The 21,646-nt window shown below is 68.8% G+C and carries 20 protein-coding genes and 1 tRNA gene; 14 read left to right on the top strand and 7 right to left on the bottom strand.

The genetic code is table 11. The features are described 5' to 3' along the window. Positions 1 to 203 precede the first annotated feature (203 nt). Entirely contained in the window at positions 204 to 458 is a 255-nt protein-coding gene (crgA, locus tag OG293_RS17385; RefSeq protein WP_405999706.1) for a cell division protein CrgA, read from the bottom strand. A gap of 226 nt (positions 459 to 684) precedes the next feature. On the opposite strand from crgA, the gene OG293_RS17380 reads away from it, so the two are divergent. The 6 genes from OG293_RS17380 to OG293_RS17355 are packed head-to-tail and all read left to right on the top strand — an operon-like array spanning position 685 to position 4,933. Then, positions 685 to 1,410 (top strand): DUF881 domain-containing protein, encoded by a 726-nt coding sequence (locus OG293_RS17380; protein WP_405999705.1) that lies wholly within the window; start codon positions 685 to 687, stop codon positions 1,408 to 1,410. 25 nt (positions 1,411 to 1,435) lie between these two features. Further along, positions 1,436 to 2,149 (top strand): class E sortase, encoded by a 714-nt coding sequence (locus OG293_RS17375; RefSeq protein WP_405999704.1) that lies wholly within the window; start codon positions 1,436 to 1,438, stop codon positions 2,147 to 2,149. 56 nt (positions 2,150 to 2,205) lie between these two features. Then, positions 2,206 to 2,379: a hypothetical protein gene (locus OG293_RS17370; protein WP_405999703.1), complete on the top strand. Its 174-nt coding sequence runs from the start codon at positions 2,206 to 2,208 to the stop codon at positions 2,377 to 2,379. After that, positions 2,376 to 3,014 (top strand): aminodeoxychorismate/anthranilate synthase component II, encoded by a 639-nt coding sequence (locus tag OG293_RS17365; protein ID WP_405999702.1) that lies wholly within the window; start codon positions 2,376 to 2,378, stop codon positions 3,012 to 3,014. Before OG293_RS17370 ends, OG293_RS17365 begins: the two co-directional genes overlap by 4 nt. Continuing rightward, a complete protein-coding gene (locus OG293_RS17360; protein ID WP_405999701.1) occupies positions 2,945 to 4,222 on the top strand; it encodes a class E sortase in 1,278 nt (425 codons plus the stop codon). The genes OG293_RS17365 and OG293_RS17360 overlap by 70 nt, the downstream gene beginning before the upstream one ends. A 33-nt stretch (positions 4,223 to 4,255) precedes the next feature. Beyond that, complete coding sequence (locus OG293_RS17355; protein ID WP_405999700.1) at positions 4,256 to 4,933, top strand: class E sortase; 678 nt, start codon at positions 4,256 to 4,258, stop codon at positions 4,931 to 4,933. A gap of 105 nt (positions 4,934 to 5,038) precedes the next feature. On the opposite strand, the gene pknB is transcribed toward OG293_RS17355, so the two are convergent. The 6 genes from pknB to OG293_RS17325 form a co-directional block, all read right to left on the bottom strand. Then, positions 5,039 to 7,021, bottom strand: a complete 1,983-nt coding sequence (gene pknB / locus OG293_RS17350; RefSeq protein ID WP_405999699.1) for a Stk1 family PASTA domain-containing Ser/Thr kinase — start codon at positions 7,019 to 7,021, stop codon at positions 5,039 to 5,041. 168 nt (positions 7,022 to 7,189) lie between these two features. Then, positions 7,190 to 8,650, bottom strand: coding sequence for a peptidoglycan D,D-transpeptidase FtsI family protein (locus OG293_RS17345; RefSeq protein ID WP_405999698.1), 1,461 nt, complete (start codon positions 8,648 to 8,650; stop codon positions 7,190 to 7,192). Beyond that, entirely contained in the window at positions 8,647 to 10,062 is a 1,416-nt protein-coding gene (locus OG293_RS17340) for an FtsW/RodA/SpoVE family cell cycle protein (RefSeq protein ID WP_405999697.1), read from the bottom strand. The genes OG293_RS17345 and OG293_RS17340 overlap by 4 nt, the downstream gene beginning before the upstream one ends. Positions 10,063 to 10,087: 25 nt before the next feature. Continuing rightward, positions 10,088 to 11,584, bottom strand: coding sequence for a PP2C family protein-serine/threonine phosphatase (locus OG293_RS17335; RefSeq protein ID WP_405999696.1), 1,497 nt, complete (start codon positions 11,582 to 11,584; stop codon positions 10,088 to 10,090). Between the two features lie 129 nt (positions 11,585 to 11,713). Next, positions 11,714 to 12,226, bottom strand: a complete 513-nt coding sequence (locus tag OG293_RS17330; protein WP_405999695.1) for an FHA domain-containing protein — start codon at positions 12,224 to 12,226, stop codon at positions 11,714 to 11,716. Between the two features lie 10 nt (positions 12,227 to 12,236). Continuing rightward, entirely contained in the window at positions 12,237 to 13,088 is an 852-nt protein-coding gene (locus tag OG293_RS17325; protein ID WP_405999694.1) for an FhaA domain-containing protein, read from the bottom strand. Positions 13,089 to 13,404: 316 nt separating this feature from the next. Between OG293_RS17325 and OG293_RS17320 the strand changes: the two genes are divergently transcribed. From OG293_RS17320 to OG293_RS17285, 8 genes are all read left to right on the top strand, one after another. Continuing rightward, positions 13,405 to 13,488 (top strand) — tRNA-Leu (locus tag OG293_RS17320). Between the two features lie 678 nt (positions 13,489 to 14,166). Further along, positions 14,167 to 14,673 carry a SigE family RNA polymerase sigma factor gene (locus tag OG293_RS17315; RefSeq protein ID WP_405999693.1) on the top strand — a complete coding sequence of 169 codons (507 nt, stop codon included), beginning with the start codon at positions 14,167 to 14,169 and terminating at the stop codon, positions 14,671 to 14,673. A gap of 11 nt (positions 14,674 to 14,684) precedes the next feature. Continuing rightward, positions 14,685 to 15,155 (top strand): hypothetical protein, encoded by a 471-nt coding sequence (locus OG293_RS17310; protein WP_405999692.1) that lies wholly within the window; start codon positions 14,685 to 14,687, stop codon positions 15,153 to 15,155. 104 nt (positions 15,156 to 15,259) lie between these two features. Next, positions 15,260 to 16,483, top strand: coding sequence for a glycosyltransferase (locus OG293_RS17305; RefSeq protein ID WP_405999691.1), 1,224 nt, complete (start codon positions 15,260 to 15,262; stop codon positions 16,481 to 16,483). Further along, the gene (locus OG293_RS17300) at positions 16,480 to 17,760 is read left to right on the top strand and encodes a glycosyltransferase family 39 protein (protein WP_405999690.1); all 1,281 of its coding nucleotides are present in this window, start codon (positions 16,480 to 16,482) and stop codon (positions 17,758 to 17,760) included. Before OG293_RS17305 ends, OG293_RS17300 begins: the two co-directional genes overlap by 4 nt. Before the next feature lie 26 nt (positions 17,761 to 17,786). Then, a complete protein-coding gene (locus OG293_RS17295; RefSeq protein WP_405999689.1) occupies positions 17,787 to 19,046 on the top strand; it encodes a mannosyltransferase family protein in 1,260 nt (419 codons plus the stop codon). A gap of 156 nt (positions 19,047 to 19,202) precedes the next feature. Continuing rightward, positions 19,203 to 20,894, top strand: coding sequence for a sensor histidine kinase (locus OG293_RS17290; protein ID WP_405999688.1), 1,692 nt, complete (start codon positions 19,203 to 19,205; stop codon positions 20,892 to 20,894). Between the two features lie 42 nt (positions 20,895 to 20,936). Next, on the top strand, positions 20,937 to 21,608 hold the full coding sequence (locus tag OG293_RS17285; RefSeq protein ID WP_406003624.1) for a response regulator: 672 nt from the start codon (positions 20,937 to 20,939) through the stop codon (positions 21,606 to 21,608). Positions 21,609 to 21,646 lie beyond the last annotated feature (38 nt).

Genomic DNA, 21,646 nt, shown 5'->3' with positions numbered 1-21,646 from the left:
GGGGAACAAGCGTGCCCCTTGTCGCTGAGCTGGGTTTTCCCAGCAGGGGCAAGGGGCGGGGCGCTTCATCAAGATGGCCGACGCTAGTCACACCGGCGTCAATGCTCCGAGGGTTATCCACAGATCTTCCGACCTTTTCCCCCGCTGTGGATAACCGTGTGGATAACCTCAGGGCAGGGCTTGACGGCCGGACTGTGGAGGAGCTACTTCCACTGTGTGGAGACGCCGAAGCCGGCGGCGATGAAGCCGAACCCGGCAACGATGTTCCAGTTGCCGAGGCTCTTGATCGGCAGGTCGCCCTCGGTCACATAGAAGAGGACGATCCAGGCAAGGCCGATCAGGAACAATGCGAGCATCACCGGGGCGACCCAGCTGCGATTGGTCAGCTTGATGTTCGTCGCCTGCTTCGATGCCGGCGGCGTGAAGTCGGCCTTCTTGCGGATACGTGACTTCGGCACGAGGGACTCTCCTGTCGATGCGCTGCGTGACCGCGCAGGGAACTGTGGCTGGCGCGGGGGCTGGAGCGAGGGGGGCCGCTGCCTCCCCCGGGCGTCCGTTAGCGTAGTGCTTCCGCGGCGCCTGAGGAGATAAGGGTACGTTGACCAATTCTGGCGACCTCCCCCCAGGGCCGGTTCACTGCTGTGACGGACAGAAGGACGGCGAGGCTCGATGGGTGGTGGTCGGATGACGGGCGGTCCGGTCCGGCTGCTGACGGCCGGCGTTTTCGCTCTCGCCGGGCTGATCTTCGTGACCAGCTTCAACACGGCCAAGGGTACCGACATCCGCACGGACGCCTCGCTGCTGAAGCTCTCCGACCTGATCGAGCAGCGCAGCTCCAAGAACGGCGAGCTGGAGCAGTCCACCGCGGCGGTGCGCGGGGACGTCGATGCCCTTGCCCAGCGGGACGACGGCTCGACCAAGGCCGAGGACGTGAAGCTGGCCGCTCTGGAGAAGGCGGCGGGCACCTCGGAGATCAGCGGCCCTGCCGTCTCCGTCACCCTCAACGACGCTCCGCCGAACGCCCAGGCAGCCCCCGGGTATCCCGCCCCTCAGGCCAACGACCTGGTCATCCACCAGCAGGACCTGCAGGCCGTCGTGAATGCCCTGTGGCAGGGCGGAGCCCGGGGCATCCAGGTCATGGACCAGCGGCTCATCTCCACCAGCGCGGTGCGGTGCGTGGGCAACACACTCATCCTGCAAGGGCGTGTGTACTCCCCGCCGTACAAGATCACCGCGGTCGGTGACCGGGGTGCGCTCAAGAAGGCGCTCGCCGCTTCCCCGGCCATCCAGAACTACCAGCTGTATGTGAAGGCCTATGGCCTCGGCTGGAAAGTCGAGGAGCGCGGGGCGGTGACTCTTCCCGGCTACTCGGGCACAGTGGATCTCCACTACGCGAAGCCCGTGCGGTAGCCCCTGGGGGACGGTGGGACGGACGATGTCGGTACGGCTGATCGTCAGGACTCTCAGCGAACTCTGCATCACCGTCGGCACTTTGATCGTGCTGTTCGTGGTGTACGTGCTGTTCTGGACCGGCGTGAAGGCAGACAGTGCGACGGACGGCCAGATCGACAGGCTCCGGCAGGAGTGGTCCCAGGGCCCGGTCGCGTCTCCGGGCCAGGCCCCGGCCCCGGGAGCCAAGGGCACGCCCGCTCCTGCTCCGTCCGCGCGCCCGGCCTACCGCGCGGGAAAGCCGTTCGCGGTGATGTACATCCCCCGCTTCGGCAGGAGTTGGGACTGGCCGGTGCTCGAGGGCACGGGTACGGGGACCCTGAAGAAGGGGCTCGGGCACTACGCCTCCACCACGACACTCGGCGGCAGCGGCAACTTCTCGGTCGCCGGCCACCGGCGGACGTACGGGGATCCCTTCAAGGACTTTCCGCAGCTGCGGCCCGGGGACGCCGTGGTGCTGACGGACGGGAGGACCTGGTTCACGTACCGCATCGACAAGGAGCCCTACCGGACGGTTCCGAGCGATGTCGCCGTCATCGATCCCGTTCCGGTGAAGTCCGGTTTCGACGGGCCCGGGCGCTATCTGACGCTGACCACCTGCGACCCGGAGTGGGGCAGCAGCCACCGGCTGGTCGCCTGGGCGCATCTGGACGCGACGCAGCCTGTGACCGACGGCAAACCGGAAGCTTTGCACAGCTGACCCATGTGCCCCTGGCGCCCTTTAGTCTGGTGCGGTACCGAACGGAAAGGGACAGCATGTACGGCTGGATCTGGCGGCATCTGCCGGGCAACGCATGGGCGCGGGCGTTCATCTCGTTCGTGCTGGTCCTCGCGGTCGTCTACGTGCTGTTCCAGTACGTGTTCCCGTGGGCCGAGCCGCTGCTTCCCTTCAACGATGTGACGGTCGACGGAGCGGGAGCGGCCCGATGAGCGCACGGATTCTGGTCGTCGACAACTACGACAGCTTCGTTTTCAACCTCGTCCAGTACCTCTACCAGCTCGGCGCCGAGTGCGAGGTCGTGCGCAACGACGAGGTCTCGCTGGAGCATGCCCAGGACGGTTTCGACGGGGTGCTGCTCTCCCCGGGGCCCGGCGCGCCGGAGCAGGCCGGGGTCTGCATCGAGATGGTGCGGCACTGCGCTGACACGGGCGTGCCGGTCTTCGGCGTGTGTCTGGGGATGCAGTCGATGGCGGTGGCCTACGGCGGCGTCGTGGACCGCGCCCCCGAGCTGCTGCATGGCAAGACGTCGCTGGTCTCGCACGAGGGGAAGGGTGTCTTCGCCGGGCTGCCTTCGCCGTTCACGGCGACGCGCTACCACTCGCTGGCGGCCGAGCCGGCGGATCTTCCGGACGAACTGGAGGTCACCGCACGGACGGCGGACGGCATCATCATGGGGCTGCGCCACCGTGAACTGGCTGTGGAGGGCGTGCAGTTCCACCCCGAGTCGGTTCTGACCGAGCACGGTCATCTGATGCTCGCCAATTGGCTGGAACAGTGCGGCGACGCGGGTGCGGTCGGGCGTTCGGCGGGCCTGGCGCCAGTGGTGGGCAAGGCCGTGGCGTGAGCGCTTCGCGCCCTGAGGGCGGGTACGAGTACGACCCGCTGACGGATCCGTTGCCACCGGGGGAGCAGGGCGCGCCGTGGTTCCGGGAGGCGAACGCTCCGCGGGAGGAGCCCGCTCAGCCGCAGGCTGCTCCTCAGGAGTGGTACGACCCCGAGGGCTATCAGCAGGACTGGTACGCCCCCCAGCAACCGGAAACGGAACCTCAGTGGACGCCTGAACCGGTCCCTGAACCGGTCCCTGCGCCTGCCCCCGCTGGCGGTCGCCGCCGCCGCCCTGCACCGGTGCCGGAGTGGCTGACCGAGCAGGTGCCGGCCACTGACCCGATGCCCGTGGCGGACGACGAAACCGTCGCGCTGCGCACGGCGGACACCCGCCGCGCGGTTCAGACCCCGGCCGGACCGGGCCGTGCCGAGCGCCGCAGGGCGGCCAAGGGGCGTGGCCGCAAGCGCCCGGAGCCCGCCGCGACCGCCGCCGAGCCGTCCGCGCCCGCGAGGCCCCTCTCACGAGTCGAGGCCCGCCGTGCCGCGCGTGCGGCGAAGGACAGCCCGGCCGTCGTCGCCAGTCGCGCCATCGGTGAGCTGTTCATCAGCTTCGGCGTGCTGATGCTGCTGTTTGTGACGTATCAGCTGTGGTGGACGAACATAAGGGCCGGTCAGCAGGCCGGCCAGGAGACGAACAAGATTCAGGACGGCTTCGCCAAGGGCCGCCAGCCCGGTGTGTTCGAGCCCGGCCAGGGTTTCGCGATCATGTACATCCCCAAGCTGGACGTGGTCGTTCCCGTCGCCGAGGGCATCAGCAAGCACAAGGTCCTCGACCGGGGCATGGTCGGCCACTACGGCGAGGGCAAGCTCAAGACCGCGATGCCCGCCGACAAGGCGGGCAATTTCGCGGTCGCGGGCCACCGCAACACCCACGGCGAACCGTTCCGCTACATCAATCGTCTCAACCCGGGGGACCCGATCGTCGTGGAGACGCAGGACGCGTACTACACGTACAAGATGGTGAGCATCCTCCCCCAGACGTCGCCGTCGAACATCAGCGTGATCGCCCCGGTGCCTCAGGGGTCCGGGCTCAACGGGCCCGGCCGGTACATCACGCTGACGACGTGTACGCCTGAATTCACGAGTACGTACCGAATGATCGTGTGGGGCAAGATGGTCGAGGAACGGCCGCGCAGCAACGGCAAGCCCGACGCGCTTGTCGGCTGAACGCTGTGAAACTTCAAGACGGGAACAGGTGCGGTGTCACGTGCGCGGAGCCGGATCGCCGGCGCCATCAGTGTCCTCGGCGAGCTGCTGATCACCGCGGGCGTGGTGCTGGGGCTGTTTGTCGTCTACTCCCTGTGGTGGACCAATGTGCTCGCCGACCGTGCGGCCTCAAAGCAGGGCGACCACATGCGAGACGGCTGGACCAACAGCGCCCCGGGAGCCCTGGACACGAAGGACGGCATAGGTTTTCTGCATGTACCCGCCATGAACAACGGCGAGGTGCTGGTGAAGCGGGGCACCGACTCCAAGAGCCTCAACGACGGGATCGCCGGGTACTACACGGACCCGATCAAGTCGGCGCTGCCCTGGGACCGCAATGGCAATTTCACGCTGGCGGCGCACCGTGACGGCCATGGGGCGAAGTTCCACAACATCCACAAGCTGGCGACGGGCGACCCGATCGTCTTCGAGACGCGGGACACCTGGTACGTCTACAAGGTCTACAAGGAGCTCAAGCAGACCTCGAAGTACAACGTGGATGTGCTCCAGCCGGTTCCCAAGGCGTCGGGGAGGACGAAGCCGGGCCGCTACATCACGCTGACGACCTGCACGCCGGTCTACACCTCGGACTACCGGTACATCGTGTGGGGCGAGCTGGTGCGTACGGAGAAGGTCGACAAGGACCGTACGCCGCCTGCGGAGCTGCGCTAGCGAGGCGCTCGTCGCCCTGGCCACGCAAGGAGCCCCCGGCCCCCACCTGTGTGTGAGTGGGGGCCGAGGGCTCCTTCGTTCATCCCGTGGCGACTGCGACCGCGGCTAGCCGCCTCCGCCGCCGTTCCCGCCGTTGCCGTTCCCGCCGTTGTTGTCACCGATGCCGCCGATCGTCTGGAGCACGATCGTGGTGGACGCCGGATCCGACTGGGTGCCGGGCTGGGGGTTCATGCCGGTCACGATGGCGTTTTCGTCCGTGGAGCTGCCGGGCGCGAACTGGACGTTGTTGAATCCGCTCTGGGCCAGGATCTGCCGGGCCTCGGAGACCCGCTTCGTCCTGACCTCGGGAACCGGTACCAGCGTCTGCTGCGGGCCCTTGGAGACGTTCAGGGTGACCTTGGAACCCTTGGCCGCCTTCGAGCCGCCCGTGGGGTCCTGGGCGACGACCTGGCCCGCGGGCTGGTCGGAGTCCACATCATTCCGCTGGACCTCGAACTCCAGCCCCTCGAGCTGAGCCTTGGCCGCGTCGAACTGGGAGCCCACGACCGGCGGCACATTGACCTTGGACTGCCTGGCCACGGTGAGGGTGACGACCGTGCCCTTCTCAGCCTGGCTGCCGCCCTTGGGGCTCTGGCTGAGCACCGTGCCGGGCTCCTCGTCGGACTCGACTTCCTTGCGCTCGGACCTGAAGCCCTTGGCGTCCAGGGCCTTCTCCGCGTTCCCCAGGGACTTCTCCGTGACGTCCGGGACCTCGACCTTCGGCGCGCCCTCGGAGACGACCGCCTGGATCGTCTCGCCCTGCTGCATCTTGCCGTCGGCCGGCGTCTGGCTGCAGATGCTGCCCTTGGGCTGGTCACAGCGCTGCGTACCGGACTGGGCGAGCTTGACGCCCGCGTTCGTCGCCAGGCCCTGCGCTTCCTTGAACGGCTTGCCCACCAGTTGCGGCACCGGCACGTCGCCGGTGCCGTCACCGCCGCCGCCGAAGACGGAGCGGCCGATGAGCACCGCGCCGACCAGCACCAGGATGCCCGCGAGCACCAGCAGGATCGTCGAGGTGTTCGACTTCTTCTGGCGTCGGCGGTCCGGGCGGTCGTCGTAGCTGCCGTAGCCCCCGTCGTCCGGGTTCATCGGCGGGAGCATCGACGTCTGGCCGCCGGGATCGGCCTGGCGCAGGGCGGTCGTCGGCTGGTCGTCCGGGCCGTATCCGCCGTAGCCGACCGCGCCCATCGCCGCTGTGGCCGCGACGGGCTGGCCGTCGAGGCAGGCCTCGATGTCGGCGCGCATCTCGTCCGCGGACTGGTAGCGGTAGTCGGGGTCCTTGACCAGGGCCTTGAGGACGATGGCGTCCATCTCGGGCGTGATCTCGGGGTCGAAGTTGCTCGGCGGCTGCGGCTCTTCCCGTACGTGCTGGTAGGCCACGGCCACCGGGGAGTCGCCCACGAAGGGCGGGCGCACGGTGAGCAGCTCGTAGAGCAGACAGCCGGTGGAGTACAGGTCGGAGCGTGCGTCGACCTGCTCGCCCTTGGCCTGCTCCGGGGAGAGGTACTGGGCCGTGCCGATGACGGCGGCGGTCTGCGTCATGGTCATGCCGGAGTCGCCCATGGCGCGGGCGATACCGAAGTCCATGACCTTGACTTGGCCGGTACGCGTCAGCATGACGTTCGCGGGCTTGATGTCGCGGTGGACGATGCCGTTGCGGTGGGAGTACTCGAGGGCCTGGAGGATGCCGATCGTCATCTCCAGCGTGCGCTCGGGAAGCAGCTTGCGGCCCGAGTGCAGCAGCTCCCTGAGCGTGGAGCCGTCGACGTACTCCATCACGATGTACGGGATCGAGACCTGGTCGACGTAGTCCTCGCCCGTGTCGTAGACCGCGACGATCGCAGGGTGGTTGAGCGAGGCGGCCGACTGGGCCTCACGGCGGAACCGGGCCTGGAAGGACGGGTCGCGGGCGAGATCGGCCCGCAGCGTCTTCACGGCGACGGTGCGGCCGAGCCGGGTGTCGTGGGCGAGGTAGACCTCTGCCATGCCACCACGGCCGAGCACCGAGCCCAGTTCGTACCGGCCGCCGAGGCGACGCGGCTCTTCCATAACTGTTCCAGCCCTCTCCGTCAGTCCCGACCGCACCCGTGTGTGGTCCGGCGGTGTGCTGTTCGCGCATACGCTACCGGCCACGCACCGCCTGATCGGCCCGTGACCGTCACCTGATACCTGACCGGTATCGCAATGTGCAGGTATGGACGCCGGAGGTGATCTCCGTCACTTCTTGCTGTCCAGTACTGCCTTCATCACGTCCTTGGCGATCGGAGCGGCCAGACCGCCACCCGTGATGTCGTCCCGCTTGGCCTCGCTGTCCTCGACGACAACGGCGACGGCCACCGTCTGTCCGTCACTGGTCTTGGCGTACGAGATGAACCAGGCGTAAGGGTTCTTGCTGTTGTTCTCGCCGTGCTGGGCGGTGCCGGTCTTGCCGCCGACGGTGACGCCGTCGATCTTGGCGTTGCTGCCGGTGCCCTTCTCGACGACGTTCTCCATCATCTGCTGGAGGAGCTGCGCGTTCTTCTGGGAGAGCGGGCGGCTCATCTCCTGCGGCTCGTTCTTCTTGATGACGTCGAGGTTGGGCGACTCGAGCTGGTCGATCATGTACGGCTTCATCAGCTTGCCGTCATTGACGATCGCCGAGGTGACCATGGCCATCTGGAGGGGGGTGGTCGCGGTGTTGAACTGGCCGATGGAGGACAGCGCGTTGCCGGGGCGGTCCATGTTCTTGTCGTACACGGAGGCGGCGGCGCGTACCGGGGTGTCGATCTCGGCGTTGTTGAAGCCGAACTTCTGGCTGGTCTCCAGCATCTGGTCGCGGCCGACCGTGTCGCCGAGCTTGGCGAAGACGGAGTTGCAGGAGACCCGCAGAGCCTCGTTCAGGCTGGCGTTCTTGCAGCCGTTGGCGTGGTTGACCATCGGCGTGCGGGTGTTGGGCAGGATGTACGGCTCGGGGGTGTCCGTCGCGGCGTCGATGTCGGTGATCTTGCCGTGTTCGAGCGCGGCGGCCGCGGTGACGACCTTGAAGGTGGAGCCGGGCGGGTAGACCTCACGCAGGGCACGGTTGAGCTTCGGCTTGTTTTTGTCCTTCTCCAGCTTGTTCCACGCCTTCTCGTCCGAGCCGCCGTAGCCGGCGAAGGAGGTGGGGTCGTAGGAGGGGGTGGAGGCGAGCGCGAGGATCTTGCCGGTCTTCGGATCGATGGCCGCGACGGCGCCCTTCTTGGAGCCGAGACCCTTGTAGGCGGCCAGCTGCGCAGCGCCGCTGAGTGTCGTGACGACGTTGCCGCCCTTCTTCTTGTCGCCGGTGAACATCGCCATCGTGCGGTCGAAGAAGAGCTGGTCGGAGTTGCCGGTGAGAACGCCGTCCTCGAGCTTTTCGATCTGGTTGGCGTCGAATGCCTGGGAGGCGTACCCGGTCACAGGCGCCCACATGGGGCCGTTGATGTAGGTGCGCTTGTACTTGTAGAACTTGTCGTCGGTCGCGGCGGAGCCGGTGATCGGCTTGCCGTCGACGATGATGTCGCCGCGTTCGTAGGCGTAGCGCTCGATCTGCACGCGCTTGTTGCTCTTGTGCGTGTTCAGTTCGTCACTCTGGACGTACTGGACCCAGTTGGTGCGGATCAGCAGAGCGAGCACGAGAAGGCCACAGAAGATCGCGACTCGTCGCAGGGGCTTGTTCACGGTCGGACCACCTGGGTCATCTCGGCGTCGGGGGACGGGGCTGGAGCCGGCGCGGGACGGCGGGCTGTGTCGCTGATCCGGATCAGGATGGCGATGAGCGCCCAGTTGGTGATGACGGAGGAACCGCCCTGCGCGAGGAAGGGCATCGTCATACCGGTCAGCGGAATCAGGTTGAGCACGCCGCCGGCGACGATGAAGACCTGCAGGGCGAACGCGGACGAAAGACCGATGGCGAGGAGCTTGCCGAACGGGTCGCGAGCGGCGAGCGCGGTGCGAACGCCGCGCTGGACCACGAGTGCGTAGATCAGGAAGATCGCCATCATTCCGGCAAGACCCAGCTCTTCGCCCACGGTGCCGAGGATGAAGTCGCTCTTCGCGGCGAAGTTGATCAGGTCAGAACTGCCCTGGCCCAGGCCCGTGCCGAGTGTTCCTCCGGACCCGAAGGCGAACAGCGCCTGTGCCGCCTGGTCGGAGATCAGACCCGCGGGTCGCTGTTCGGGCGGCAGGAAGATGGCCATCGGGTTGAGCCAGGCCGCGACTCGTGCCTTGACGTGCGGCTCGAAGGTCGCGACGACCACGGCGCCGCCGGCCGACATCAGCAGACCGAAGACGATCCAGCTGGTCCGCTCGGTGGCCACATAGAGCATGACCACGAACATTCCGAAGAACAGGAGCGAGGTACCGAGGTCGGTCTCGAAGACCAGGATGAGGATGCTCAGCATCCAGACCGCGAGGATGGGGCCGAGGTCCCTGCCCCGGGGCAGGTACAGGCCCATGAACCGGCGGCTGGCGAGGGCGAGTGCGTCACGCTTCACCATCAGGTAGCCGGAGAAGAAGATCGCGAGGATGATCTTCACGAACTCCCCGGGCTGCAGGGAGAGCGGGCCGAGGCGGATCCAGATCTTGGCGCCGAAGTTGGCTTGGTCCGCGGGGAAGAAGGCCGGGGCGGCCAGCAGGATCAGAGCGACTGCCATCGAGATGTACGTGAAGCGCTGCAGTACGCGGTGGTCCTTCAGACACACCAGTACACCGATGAACATGGCGACGCCGAGCGCCGACCACATCAGCTGGTTCGGTGCGGCGGTCCCCTGGTACGCCAGCCTCGGTGACTGGTCCAGTCGCCAGATCAGCACCAGGCCGAGGCCGTTGAGGAGGGTCGCCAACGGCAGCAGCAGCGGATCCGCGTACTTCGCGAACTTGCGGACCGCAAGGTGGCCGAGTCCTGCCAGCAGCCCGAGGCCGAGACCGTATGCCAGCATGCCGGCCGGCAGCTCGCCGCTCAGGGCGAGACCGACGTTGGCGTAGGCGAACACCGGGATGCCGACGGCGAACGCGAGCAGCATCAGCTCGGTGTTGCGGCGGCTCGGTGCGTCGATCGCGCCGATCGTGGTGGTGTTGGTGACAACGCTCATGGCAGAGAAGGCCCCCTACGGGTGGTTACTGCTTTCCGCAGTTCGAGGCCAGCTTCTGCTCCTCCTCCGAGAGGGTGGGACCCGGAGTGGGAGTAGCTGCCGTCGGCTTGGTCTTGGCGTTCTGGGTGGTGGGTTTGCCGGTCGTGCCGCCCGCTTCACCCTCGCCGGGAGGCGGGGTGCTCGCGCGCTCGGCCGCGTCACGGCGCTGCTCTTCCTTCTTGCAGGCCGAAGCCTGCAGGGCGAGCTCGTTGACCTTGGCGCGGGCCTTGGTCAGGCTGTCGGCGGTGATCGTCGCCTCAACCTGCTTGCGCTGGTAGGGCGGGAGGTACTTGAGTTCGATCTCGGGGTGGTCCTTCTCGACGTTCGAGAGGGACACCCACGCCAGATCCTGGCTGATGCCCTGGTAGAGGGCGATGTGCTCGTCGTTGGAGCCGACGAAGTACTGGGTCTGGGTCCAGCGGTAGCCGCCGTACAGACCGCCGCCGACGACCGCCAGCGCGAGAACGATGTAGAAGCTTCTCTTCAGCCACTTGCGGCCGCCGCGCGGCTTGACGAAGTCGTCGTCGCCGTACACCCCGAAGCTGCCCTCGGGCGGCATGCCGCCGTATCCCATGCCGTCGCCGCTGCCGGGCGGGCCGAAGCCGCCGCCGCTCTGCGGGGGCGCGGGGCGGCCGAGACCGGCGGCGCGGCCCGCCGGGGTCTCCATGGCGCCGCCGTCGTTCAGCTGGAGCTGGTTCTCGGCGACCGCGCCGACGACGACCGGGATGTCGCTGAGCTGCCCGGCGAGGGTGTCGTTGGAGTCGGTGTCGAGGACGTCCGCGACGATGCAGGTGATGTTGTCCGGGCCACCGCCGCGCAGGGCGAGCTGGATCAGGTCCTGGATGGTCTCCTGCGGGCCCTGGTAGCTGGCGAGCGTCTCTTCCATCGTCTGGTGGGAGACGACGCCGGACAGACCGTCGGAGCAGATCAGATAGCGGTCGCCGGCGCGGACCTCGCGGATGGAGAGGTCGGGCTCGACATGGTCGCCGCTGCCCAGCGCGCGCATCAGCAGGGAGCGCTGCGGATGGGTGGTGGCTTCCTCTTCGGTGATCCGGCCCTCGTCGACCAGGCGCTGCACCCAGGTGTGGTCCTGGGTGATCTGCGTGAGAACGCCGTCGCGCAGAAGGTACGCGCGGGAGTCGCCCACGTGGACCAGGCCGAGTCGCTGGCCGGTCCAGAGCAGGGCGGTGAGCGTAGTGCCCATGCCTTCGAGCTGAGGGTCCTCCTCGACCATCAGCCGCAGCTGGTCGTTGGCGCGCTGCACGGCCGTGCCGAGCGAGGTGAGGATGTCCGAGCCGGGCACGTCGTCGTCGAGGGTGACGAGCGTGGAGATGACCTCGGAGGAGGCGACCTCGCCGGCGGCCTGGCCGCCCATGCCGTCGGCGATGGCCAGAAGGCGGGGGCCGGCGTAGCCGGAGTCCTCGTTGCCTTCCCGGATCATGCCCTTGTGCGATCCGGCGGCGAAGCGCAGAGACAGACTCATGCGCACCTCGCCCGTCGGCTCGGGGTACAGCCGGTCTCGAGCCACACTGCCCACCCTCCGGTCGGGAGCCCGTCCCGGTCCGCTGTCGGGACCGTCGCGGCTCGCTCGCTCCGCTCGCTCATTGTCGTACTACTTCCGCAGCTCGATGACGGTCTTGCCGATGCGGATCGGCGCGCCCAGCGGAATCGGTGTCGGGGTGGTGAGTCGGGTCCGGTCGAGATACGTGCCGTTGGTGGACCCGAGATCCTCGACGATCCACTGGCCGTCACGGTCCGGGTAGATCCTGGCATGCCTGCTGGACGCGTAGTCGTCGTCCAGCACGATCGTGGAGTCGTGCGCACGGCCCAGCGTGATGGTCTGCCCCTGGAGCGCCACCGTGGTGCCCGTGAGGGTGCCCTCGGAGACCACCAGCTTGGTGGGCGCCCCGCGCCGCTGGCGGCCGCTCGCCTGCTGCCGCTGCTGCGGAGGCGCGGGGGTCTGGCGCGCCTGCTGGGGACGTGCGTCGGCATTGCGGCGTGAACCGCGTTGCGTGACGCGCGTACCGAACAGGTCGCTTCGAATGACCTGTACGGCCACGATGACGAACAGCCACAGAACGGCTAGGAAACCTAGCCGCATGACCGTCAGGGTCAGCTCTGACATTGCCCCCGCTTCACCCTTCGGCTTGCCGGTAAACGATGGTGGTGCTGCCCACGACGATCCGCGAGCCGTCGCGGAGCGTAGCGCGGGTGGTGTGCTGCCCGTCTACCACGATGCCGTTGGTAGACCCGAGATCCTGGATCGTCGAGGGCGTTCCGGTCCGGATCTCACAGTGCCGGCGCGATACGCCGGGGTCGTCGATCCGCACATCGGCGTCGGTGCTGCGACCCAGCACCAGCGTCGGGCGGGAGATCTGATGGCGGGTGCCGTTGATCTCGATCCAACGTCGTACTTGAGTGCTCGGCAGCGGGCCGGGGCCCGGTGCCGGACGGCGGTCCGCGGCGGGCGCGGAGCCTGGGCGCCCGCCGCCCGGAGGGGGCGCGGCCGGCATGGGAGGTGCCGCGGTGGGCGGGTAGCCGTAACCGCCGCGGGCGCTGCCGGGCGCCGCGGGACCGGGACCGGCGGGGGCGCGCTCGGGCGACTGTGACGTACTCGACGCGAGGGTGCGGCTGCGCACCCGGTACAGGCCGGTGTCGAGGTCGTCCGCTTTCTCCAGGTGGACCTTGATCGGTCCCATGAAGGAGTAGCGCTGCTGCTTGGCATAGTCGCGGACCAGGCCGGACAGTTCGTCGCCGAGCTGGCCGGAGTATGGGCTCAGTCGTTCGAAGTCGGGCGCGCTGAGTTCCACGATGAAGTCGTTGGGGACGACCGTCCGCTCGCGGTTCCAGATCGTCGCGTTGTTGTCGCACTCCCGCTGGAGGGCGCCCGCGATCTCGACAGGCTGGACCTCGGACTTGAACACCTTGGCGAAGGTGCCGTTGACCAGACCTTCGAGTCGCTGCTCGAACTTCTTCAGGACTCCCATGAGGCACCTCCTCCGTCGTTGCCGTCCTGGTACTGCTTACTGATCGTATCCACGCGTCGGGAAATCGGCTGGTTCCCCTTGTCTGCCCCGTCGATGAGTGTCACCTCTCACACGGATCGTAGAGGCGGCCTCCTGACAGTGTCCCGCACCCGGGGGGCTCCCATGAGGAGCGGGGGCGGCCGCCTTCCGTTCCCTGTTCCCCGGCACGGTCTGCGAAACAAACGGATGTGAATCCACCCTGCGCAGCGTGCTAATCTTCTCGATGTCGCCAGGGGAACGCGCCAAAACGGTGAGGGACACGGCGGCAACACCCAATGCGCGGGTGGCGGAATAGGCAGACGCGCTGGATTCAGGTTCCAGTGCCCGAAAGGGCGTGGGGGTTCAACTCCCCCCTCGCGCACAGAGAGAAACCGACGAAACGGGTTCTCGCCAGAGACGAAAGTCCTGGTGGGACCCGTTTCTCGTTGTTGTTCTGGGAGTGTAGCCGTCCGAGTCGGTACGTAACAGGGCGGTTCATGCGTGAATGAACCCACACCATGACATGCCTCACGGTGCGTGCCCTGCTCTTTGATGATCTTCAGTTGGTCGCGGCTCGGGGTTGATCGCCAGCCGGTGGGTGCCAGGTAGCCGGTGGGGGTCCAGTTGCCCAGCGGCTTGGTGCGGCGCCGGTGGTGCGTGCGCCGGCGGGGGCGCTCTGCGTTGAGGGCGAGCGTCTCGTGCGGCGGGGGCGACGGTGATGCTGCGCTGGCGGCAGACCGCGACCGGGCCGGCGGGGCTCGGCTCCGGGTCCACGGGGGCAGGTGAATGCCGCGGCCGAGGGTGCGCGGCTTGAGGGGGCATTGGGCCCTGCCGGCTTCTGCCGGGCACATGATGCGCTGGAATCCGTCGGCGTCGTCGTTCTCCTTCGTTCTCCTTCGGCATCAGGATGCGGGAGAGTGCGTGAAGCGTGTCCACGCCTGCCGCGCGCTTGTCGTCGACATGCCCTGTGATCCAGATCACGAGCCACAGGTGCATCGTGGGCCGCGTGTCAGTGCCTTCTACAGGGTGTAGGCGACCGGCGAGAACAGGGACAGTGCGGATGGAGCAGAGTCGAGCCCGTGCGTTCGACGAGTTCGTGGCTGCCCGCTGGTCGGTGCTGATCCGCCTGGCCCGTCTGCTCGTCGGAGGCGATCGGCATCGGGCCGAGGACTTGTTGCAGGAGTCCTTGGTCAAGCTCTGGTTCGTCTGGCCCAAGGTCGCGGATGACGCACCGGAGCCGTATGTCCGCAAGGTGATGGTGCGTGCGGCGGCACGCTCGGGACAGCGGCGTTGGTGGGGTGAACGCCCCGTCGACCAACTGCCCGAGGCGGCGGTGGTCGGCGATGTGTCCACGGACGTGGTGGAGCGTTCTCGGCTGGAGGCCGCGCTGGCCCAGTTGACGCCGAAACAGAGGGTGGCGGTGGTGCTGCGCTACTACCAGGACCTGCCCGAGGGGCAGGTGGCGGAGGCGCTCGGGTGCCCGGTGGGCACGGCTCGGTCCCATGCCGCACGCGGCGTGGCGCGGCTGAGGCAGCTCCTGGGCGATGTGATCGAGCCGGTGCGGTGAAGGAGAACCCCATGGATCACTTCGAGCGGCAGCTGGCACAGATGATGCGCGACACGGAGGCGCCCGCACCGTTCGAGCCGAAGCACCGGGAACGTCTCCGGGCAGGGGTGCGTGTCCGCGGTCGCAGACGGGCAGCGCAGAGGGCCGTCTGCTCCGTCCTGGCCGTCGTCGGCCTCAGTGTCGGGCTGTTCCTGCTGCCCGGACATGCGACCCGGGTCGAGCCCAGCCACCCCCGCCCACAGCCCGCGACGAGCCCGACGCCCTCCGCCCCGCCCGCGACACCCGACGTGTCCTCGAGTGCGCCCTCCTCCTCGGGCACCTCCACTGCCCCCGCGTCCCCGGACGGGACCGCCCCCATCACGCCGCCGGCCACGAGCGGGAGTACGGCCTCGGCCACCGAGTACCCGCCGGGGAGCACGGAGGGCGCGTCGCCGCCCTCTACCTCGGCCCTGCCTTCGAATACGGCGACCGCGGAGAACTAGCCGTCGGCCGCCTCGTCTTCTCTCGTCACCCCGCAATGCCCTAGCGCACCGTCGCCCCGAGTGTCTTCGGCCTGCCCTGTGCCAGGTCATAAAAAGGAAAAACCATGAGAAATCAAGGGTCACTTGTGCTGAAGGATCTGAGCCGACTGCCGCACCGCGCACCGGTGGCCACACACCACCTGGAGCCCGTACTGGACGTGGTCGTCCCCGTGTTCAATGAGGAGAGGGATTTGGAGCCGAGCGTGCGGCGGCTCCACACACACCTGTGCGAGACCTTCCCCTATCCGTTCCGTATCACCATCGCCGACAACGCCAGCACGGACAGCACTCCGCGGATCGCCGCTCGGCTGGCAGAGGAACTGCCCGAAACGCAGTGGCTTCGGCTGGCCGAGAAGGGTCGCGGCCGGGCGCTGCGTACCGCCTGGTCGCTCTCGTCGGCCCCCGTCCTTGCGTACATGGACGTGGACCTGTCCACGGAACTGACGGCGTTGCTGCCGCTCGTGGCCCCGCTGCTCTCCGGCCACTCCGATATCGCCATCGGCACCCGCCTGGCCCCCGGTTCCCGGGTGGTGCGCGGCCCCAAGCGAGAGATCACCTCTCGTTGCTACAACGCCCTCCTGCGCTCCGTCCTCGCCGTGGGCTTCTCCGACGCGCAGTGCGGATTCAAGGCGGTGCGGCGTGATGTGGCGGAGCGACTGCTGCCCCTCGTGCAGGACTCGGAGTGGTTCTTCGACACCGAACTGCTGGTGATCGCCGAGCGGGCCGGGCTGCGCATCCATGAGGTGCCGGTCGACTGGGTGGACGATCCCGACACCCGGGTCGACATCCTCGCCACGGCACTGGCCGACCTGCGTGGCATCGCCAGGATCGGCGGGGCACTGGCGCGGGGCACGCTGCCGCCGGGCGGGTCGCTCCGCGACGGTGGCGCCGACGCACCGGGCAGGCTCGCCACCCAACTCGTGTGCTTCGCCGCCGTAGGGGCCATCAGCACCCTCGCATACCTGCTCCTCTACGCGGCGCTGCGCCCGGTGGCCGGATCCCAGGCCGCCAACGCACTCGCGCTGCTGTTCTGCGCCGTCGCCAACACGGCCGTGAACAGACGGCTCACCTTCGGCCTCCGCGGCCGCGGCGGTGTGCTGCGCCACCAGGGCAGGGGCCTGGTCGTCCTCCTGATCGGCCTGGCGCTCACCGGCGGATCGCTCGCCGCCCTGCACCACGCGGTGCCCTCGGCCGGGCAGTCCACCGAACTCGCCGTACTCCTCGCCGCCAACCTGGCCGCGACGCTGCTGCGGTTCCTGCTCTTCCGAGCGTGGGTGTTCCGCGCATGATCAGGACCACCACCCGTACGACCGCGACCGGCACCCTGAGCTGGAACGCGAGGCTGTCGCAGCAGCCCGCCACCACGGGCCCCGACCTCCGGCGCAGGCTGCGCCGCACAGCCGAGCACTATGGCCCCGTACTGGCCGTCTACGGCACGCTCAAGTTCATCGGCTTCGCCGCCTTCATGGGGCTGCTGCACTCCGCCGGGGACTACCGCGCGAAGAACCCGCGCTTCGGCGGCGGCGCCCACCCGTGGGACGTCCTGGCCAGCTGGGACGGCTGGTGGTACCAGCAGATCGCCGCGCACGGGTACGACCCTCAGCTGGTCCCGATCCCCGGCGCCACCGGCCCGATGACACTCGAAGGGAACTCGGCGGCGTTCTTCCCGCTCTACCCGGCGCTGATGCGGCTGGTCTCCGAGCTCACCGGCCTCGGCCTGTACGGCGCCGGCCTGCTGGTCTCCGTCGTCGCCTCCTTGGCCGCCGCCCTGGGCATCTACGCCATCACCGAACGCCTCTGTGGCAGACGGGCCGGGCTGGCCGCGGCCGGACTCTGGGCCGTCTGGCCCGGTTCCGGCGTGGAGTGGGCGGTCTACTCCGACTCCCTCTACGTGGCCCTGGCCGTCTGGGCCTGCCATGCCGTCCTGAGCCGCCGCTGGCTCACCGCAGGTCTCCTCACCTGCGTGGCAGGGCTCAACCGGCCCACCGCCGTGGCGCTGATCGCCGCCGTCACCGTCGCGGCCCTGCTCGCGCTCTACCGTCTCCGGGACGGCATCCTGCGTCCGGTGGCCGCGATGGCCGTCGCCCCGCTCGGCCTCCTCGCCTATCTCGGCTGGGTGGGTCACCAAATGGGCGACTACGGCGGCTACTTCAGGCTTCAGTCCGGTGCCTGGGCCCACGAGTGGGACTACGGCCGGCACACCCTCGACGTCCTCGCATCCGCCCCGGTGGGCCACTCCGACTATCTCTTCGCCTGGCCCTTCGCGGACCTGATCGGCGTCGGTGTCGTCCTGCTCGCGCTCGCACTGCTCCCGCTGCTGATCCGGCTGCGTCCCCCGGCCGTCCTGATGGTCTACACCGTCCTCACCCTCGTCCTCGTTCTGGGCAGCCAGCAGATATTCGGCAACGTCTCCCGCTATCTGCTCCCCCTCTTCCCGCTCTTTCTCCCGCTCGCCCTCGCCCTGCGCCGCCTCAGCCTGATCCACCAGCTCATGCTCCTCGGCATCGCGGCCCTGGCTTCCGGCTCGTACGCGGGCTACGGCCTTTTCGAACTCGGCGTCCCGTAACCGACGAGCCCAGGAATGGATGCCCGATGACCACGACCCTGCCCACCGCCAAGCAGTCGGCCTCGAGTCCGGCACACCGTGATCCTTCACGCGATCCAGGTCCCGTACGGCACCCCACCGGCGCCCCCGAGCAGCGGCGACTGCTCGACCGACTGACCCCCACGGACCTCCGGGTGCTCCGGCTCTACCTGTTCACGCGCCTCGGGCTGTGGCTCGTCGCCTACTGCACCGCCTGGCTGTCCCCTGCCGGATCCGACGCCAGGACACCCGCACCATGGCTGTCCCGCTGGGAGCAATGGGACTGGGCGCACTATCAACGCATAGCCCAGTACGGCTACTTCGACCCCTTCCCGGGAATCGACCCCCCGTCCGACAACCGGGTGGCCTTCTTCCCCGGTTTCCCCCTCCTGCTGCGCGCCGTGCACACCCTCATCACCGACTGGGCCGTGGCAGGCCTGCTGATCTCCCTGGTGAGCGGTGCGGTGGTTGTCGTAGCCCTGGCCAGGATTGCTGGACTGGGCCGACCGGACAGCGCTCGGGCCGGCCGACGGGCCACGGGCTTTCTGTTGCTGTCGCCCGCCGCGGTGTTCCTGGCAGCCGGATACACGGAATCCCTCTTCCTCGCGTTCGCGCTGCCGGCCTGGCTCGCGGCGAAGCACCGCAACTGGCCGGTCGCGGGCGTTCTCGCCGCCTTGGCCACCACCACCCGGATCAGCGGCCTGTTCCTGGCCGCCGCGATCACGGTCGAATGGGTCCTGGCCCGAGACGACCGCCGAGGGCGCCGCCGTTGGCGCTCCCTGCCCTGGTGCGCTTTGCCCGCCGTACCCGCCACGGTCTACACCGTCTACCTGCACGCGAACACCGGCGACTGGACAGCCTGGAAGCACGCGCAGGAACGCGGCTGGTACCGCGACTTCCACACCCCCGCCGAAGCGTTCCGGAACACCTGGCGGAACGCCTTCGACCACGTCCAGACCACCGGCTACGCCTGGGAGTTCCAGCTCGAACTGGCCGCGATGGCGGTCGGTGTCCTGCTGCTCTTCTTCCTTCTGCTCCGCCGCCGCTGGCCGGAAGCCGTGTACATCGGGCTCAACCTCTGGGCCCTGGGGACGTCGTACTGGTACCTGTCCATCCCCCGCGCAACCCTGCTCTGGTGGCCGCTGTGGACCGGCCTGGCCCACTGGAGCCTGCGCCGCGGGTGGGTGAAGGAGGCGTACGTCGGCGTAGTGGCTCCGCTGACGGTGGTGCTCGCGGTGACGTTCACCTCGGGCCGCTGGACCGGCTGACCCGAACCGAACCGCTGCTCTCGGCTTGCCTGCAGGGCTTTTGCGTTGCCGGGGTCACATCGGCGGGGGCGGGATGAGCGACCGTGCGACGTTCGTCGCATCGGAGTTAGACGAAAGTGGGCCGCGGCCGACGGGCCGCCTGCCTAGGGTGCGGCTGTGGACGTGTCTTCGAGTATCCGGGCGGGCTGGACATGGCTGGCGGCGCCCGAGCTGTGGTCAAGGCGGCGGACCGCCGGCGAGATGGTGCTCGCGCTCGTGCTGGGCCTGATGGCCGCCGGGACCGAGGAGTTGCTGGGCAGTGAGGGGCCGAGGCTGTTTGCCGTCGGTGCATCGGCCGCTCTGTTGTCTCTGCTGCGGCGCCGCATGCCGGCGACCGTGCTGGCGGTCACCGGCGGGCTGGCGCCGATTATGAGCGGCTTCGCGCCGCTGCTGATGGTCGTGGGCTGGTCTGCGGGCCGCAGGACGGTCGGCGCCGGGCGGACGATGGCCGGGTTCACCGTGGCGTACATCCTCTTCGTCGCCACCCTGCTCGTGGACACCTGGTCGCAGCAGGGGCGGATGACGCTGGTGCTGCTTGCCACGCTGTACTTCCTCGCGACGACGCTGGTGCCGGGTCTGGCCAGTCGGTACTGGACGCAGCGGCGGACCCTGCTGCACGCCCTGCAGGAGCGCAACAGCCAGCTGCTGTGGGAGCGGGCGATGGTGGCAGGGCAGGCCCGGCTGCTCGAGCGGCAGCGGATCGCGCAGGACATGCACGACAGCCTTGGCCATCAGCTGGCCCTGATCGCGGTGCACACCGGGGCGCTGGAGGTGGACCCCGAGCTGACGCCGAGGCAGCAGGAGGCGGTTGGTGTCCTGAGGGAGGCTTCCGTGGCCGCCATGCACGAACTGCGTGAGGTGGTCGGGATTCTCCGGGACGGGGTGGAGGCACCGGCGGTGGACGAGTCCGGGCGGGCCGCGCGTGGCACGGCAGGCATCAAGGGGCTCGTGGACGCGGCGGGGGTGGCGGGCCATGCCGTGGAGCTGCGGTGGGCGGGCGAGGTGCGGCCACTCGCCGCGGCGGCCGACCACGCGGCGTACCGCATCGTGCAGGAGGCCCTGACCAATGCGTACAAGCACGCGCCCGGCGCTCCGATCGAGGTCGAGCTGCGCTACGAGCCGGATTCCCTCATCGTCGAGATCGTCAGCGGAGCCGCCGCGGCGCCGGCGCCGGGTGAGGTGGTCAGCGGTGGTCAGGGGCTGACCGGGCTGCGGGAGCGGGCGCGGCTCGTCGGAGGGATGGTCCATGCGGGGCCGAGCGACGGCGGGGGATTCCGGGTGGCAGGGGTGCTGCCGTACGGGGTCGTGGAGGCAGCGCCGCTCGTCGCGGCCGAGGACGACTTTCGCCAGCAGTCGCCGCAGGCCGCGCTCAGGAACGGTGGTCCGGTCATGGACTGGTCTGTTTCGGGGCGGGAGCCGGCGATGGGTGGGAGAGCGAGCGGCGGGGGCGGAGGGCTGGCTCTGGGCTGCGGGATAGCGCTTGCGGCTCTGCTGGTGCTGGGGGTGGCCGGAGTCTTCGGGGTCTTCTTCATGGTGAACTCGATGAGCAAAGGCATGATTGAACCCTCGCAGTACGAGGAGCTGAAGGTCGGGGCCTCCGAGGAGGAGGTGCGCGACCGCCTTCCGAGCGGTGACACCATCACGACGGCCGGGCTGAGCGGGAAGGGCCCGCGGGAGCCGGCGGGCTCCGACTGCCTGGTGCTGATGTCGTCGGAGGTGGGGGAGAGCTTCGAGACCGAGCCGGTGTTCCGGTTCTGCTTCAAGGACGGCAAGCTGATCGAAAAGAAGTCCTACGAAGTCAGCCGGTAGGCGGAGTTGGCCGAGCGGGGGCCGTCAGATGTGGGGGTGGATGTGACGGGGTCGCCGATCCGGGTTGTCATCGCGGATGACGAGCCGCTCATCAGGGCCGGGATCCGGATGATTCTCACGTCCGACGGCGGGATCGAGGTCGTGGCGGAGGCGGCCAACGGGCGCGAGGCCGTCGAGCTGACGCGTTCGCACGGCGCCGATGTCGTGCTGCTCGACATTCAGATGCCGGTGATGGACGGCCTCACCGCTCTGGGCGAGCTGCGCAGGGCGGCGCCGACGGCGCGGGTGATCGTTCTGACGACCTTTGGCGAACGTGAGAACGTGCTGCGGGCACTGGAGCAGGGCGGCGCCGGGTTCCTTCTGAAGGACACCGCGCCCGCGGAACTGATCCGTGCGGTGCGGGCGGCGGCCGGGGGTGATGCCTACCTCTCCCCCGGCGCGACCCGTCATGTGGTGGACCAGTTGGCGTCCGGGCGTGCGGCGGCCCGCGGCGAGGAGGCCCGGGCGCGGGTGGCGGGGCTGAGCGGGCGCGAGCGGGAGGTGCTCGAATTGCTCGGGGAAGGGCTCTCCAACGCTGACGCCGGGCGGCGGCTGCATATGAGCGAGGCCACGGTGAAGACGTATGTGAGCCGGATCCTGGCGAAGCTGGAGTGTGACAACCGGGTGCAGGCGGCGTTGCTTGCGCGGGACGCGGGCATCGGCTGCGGGGATTGAGCGACCGCTGAGGTGAGGCGACGCGCGGCGGTGGGGGA

The organism is Streptomyces sp. NBC_00829 (assembly GCF_045161795.1).
Lineage (GTDB): Bacteria > Actinomycetota > Actinomycetes > Streptomycetales > Streptomycetaceae > Streptomyces.
This window is presented reverse-complemented; position numbering and strand designations above follow the sequence as displayed.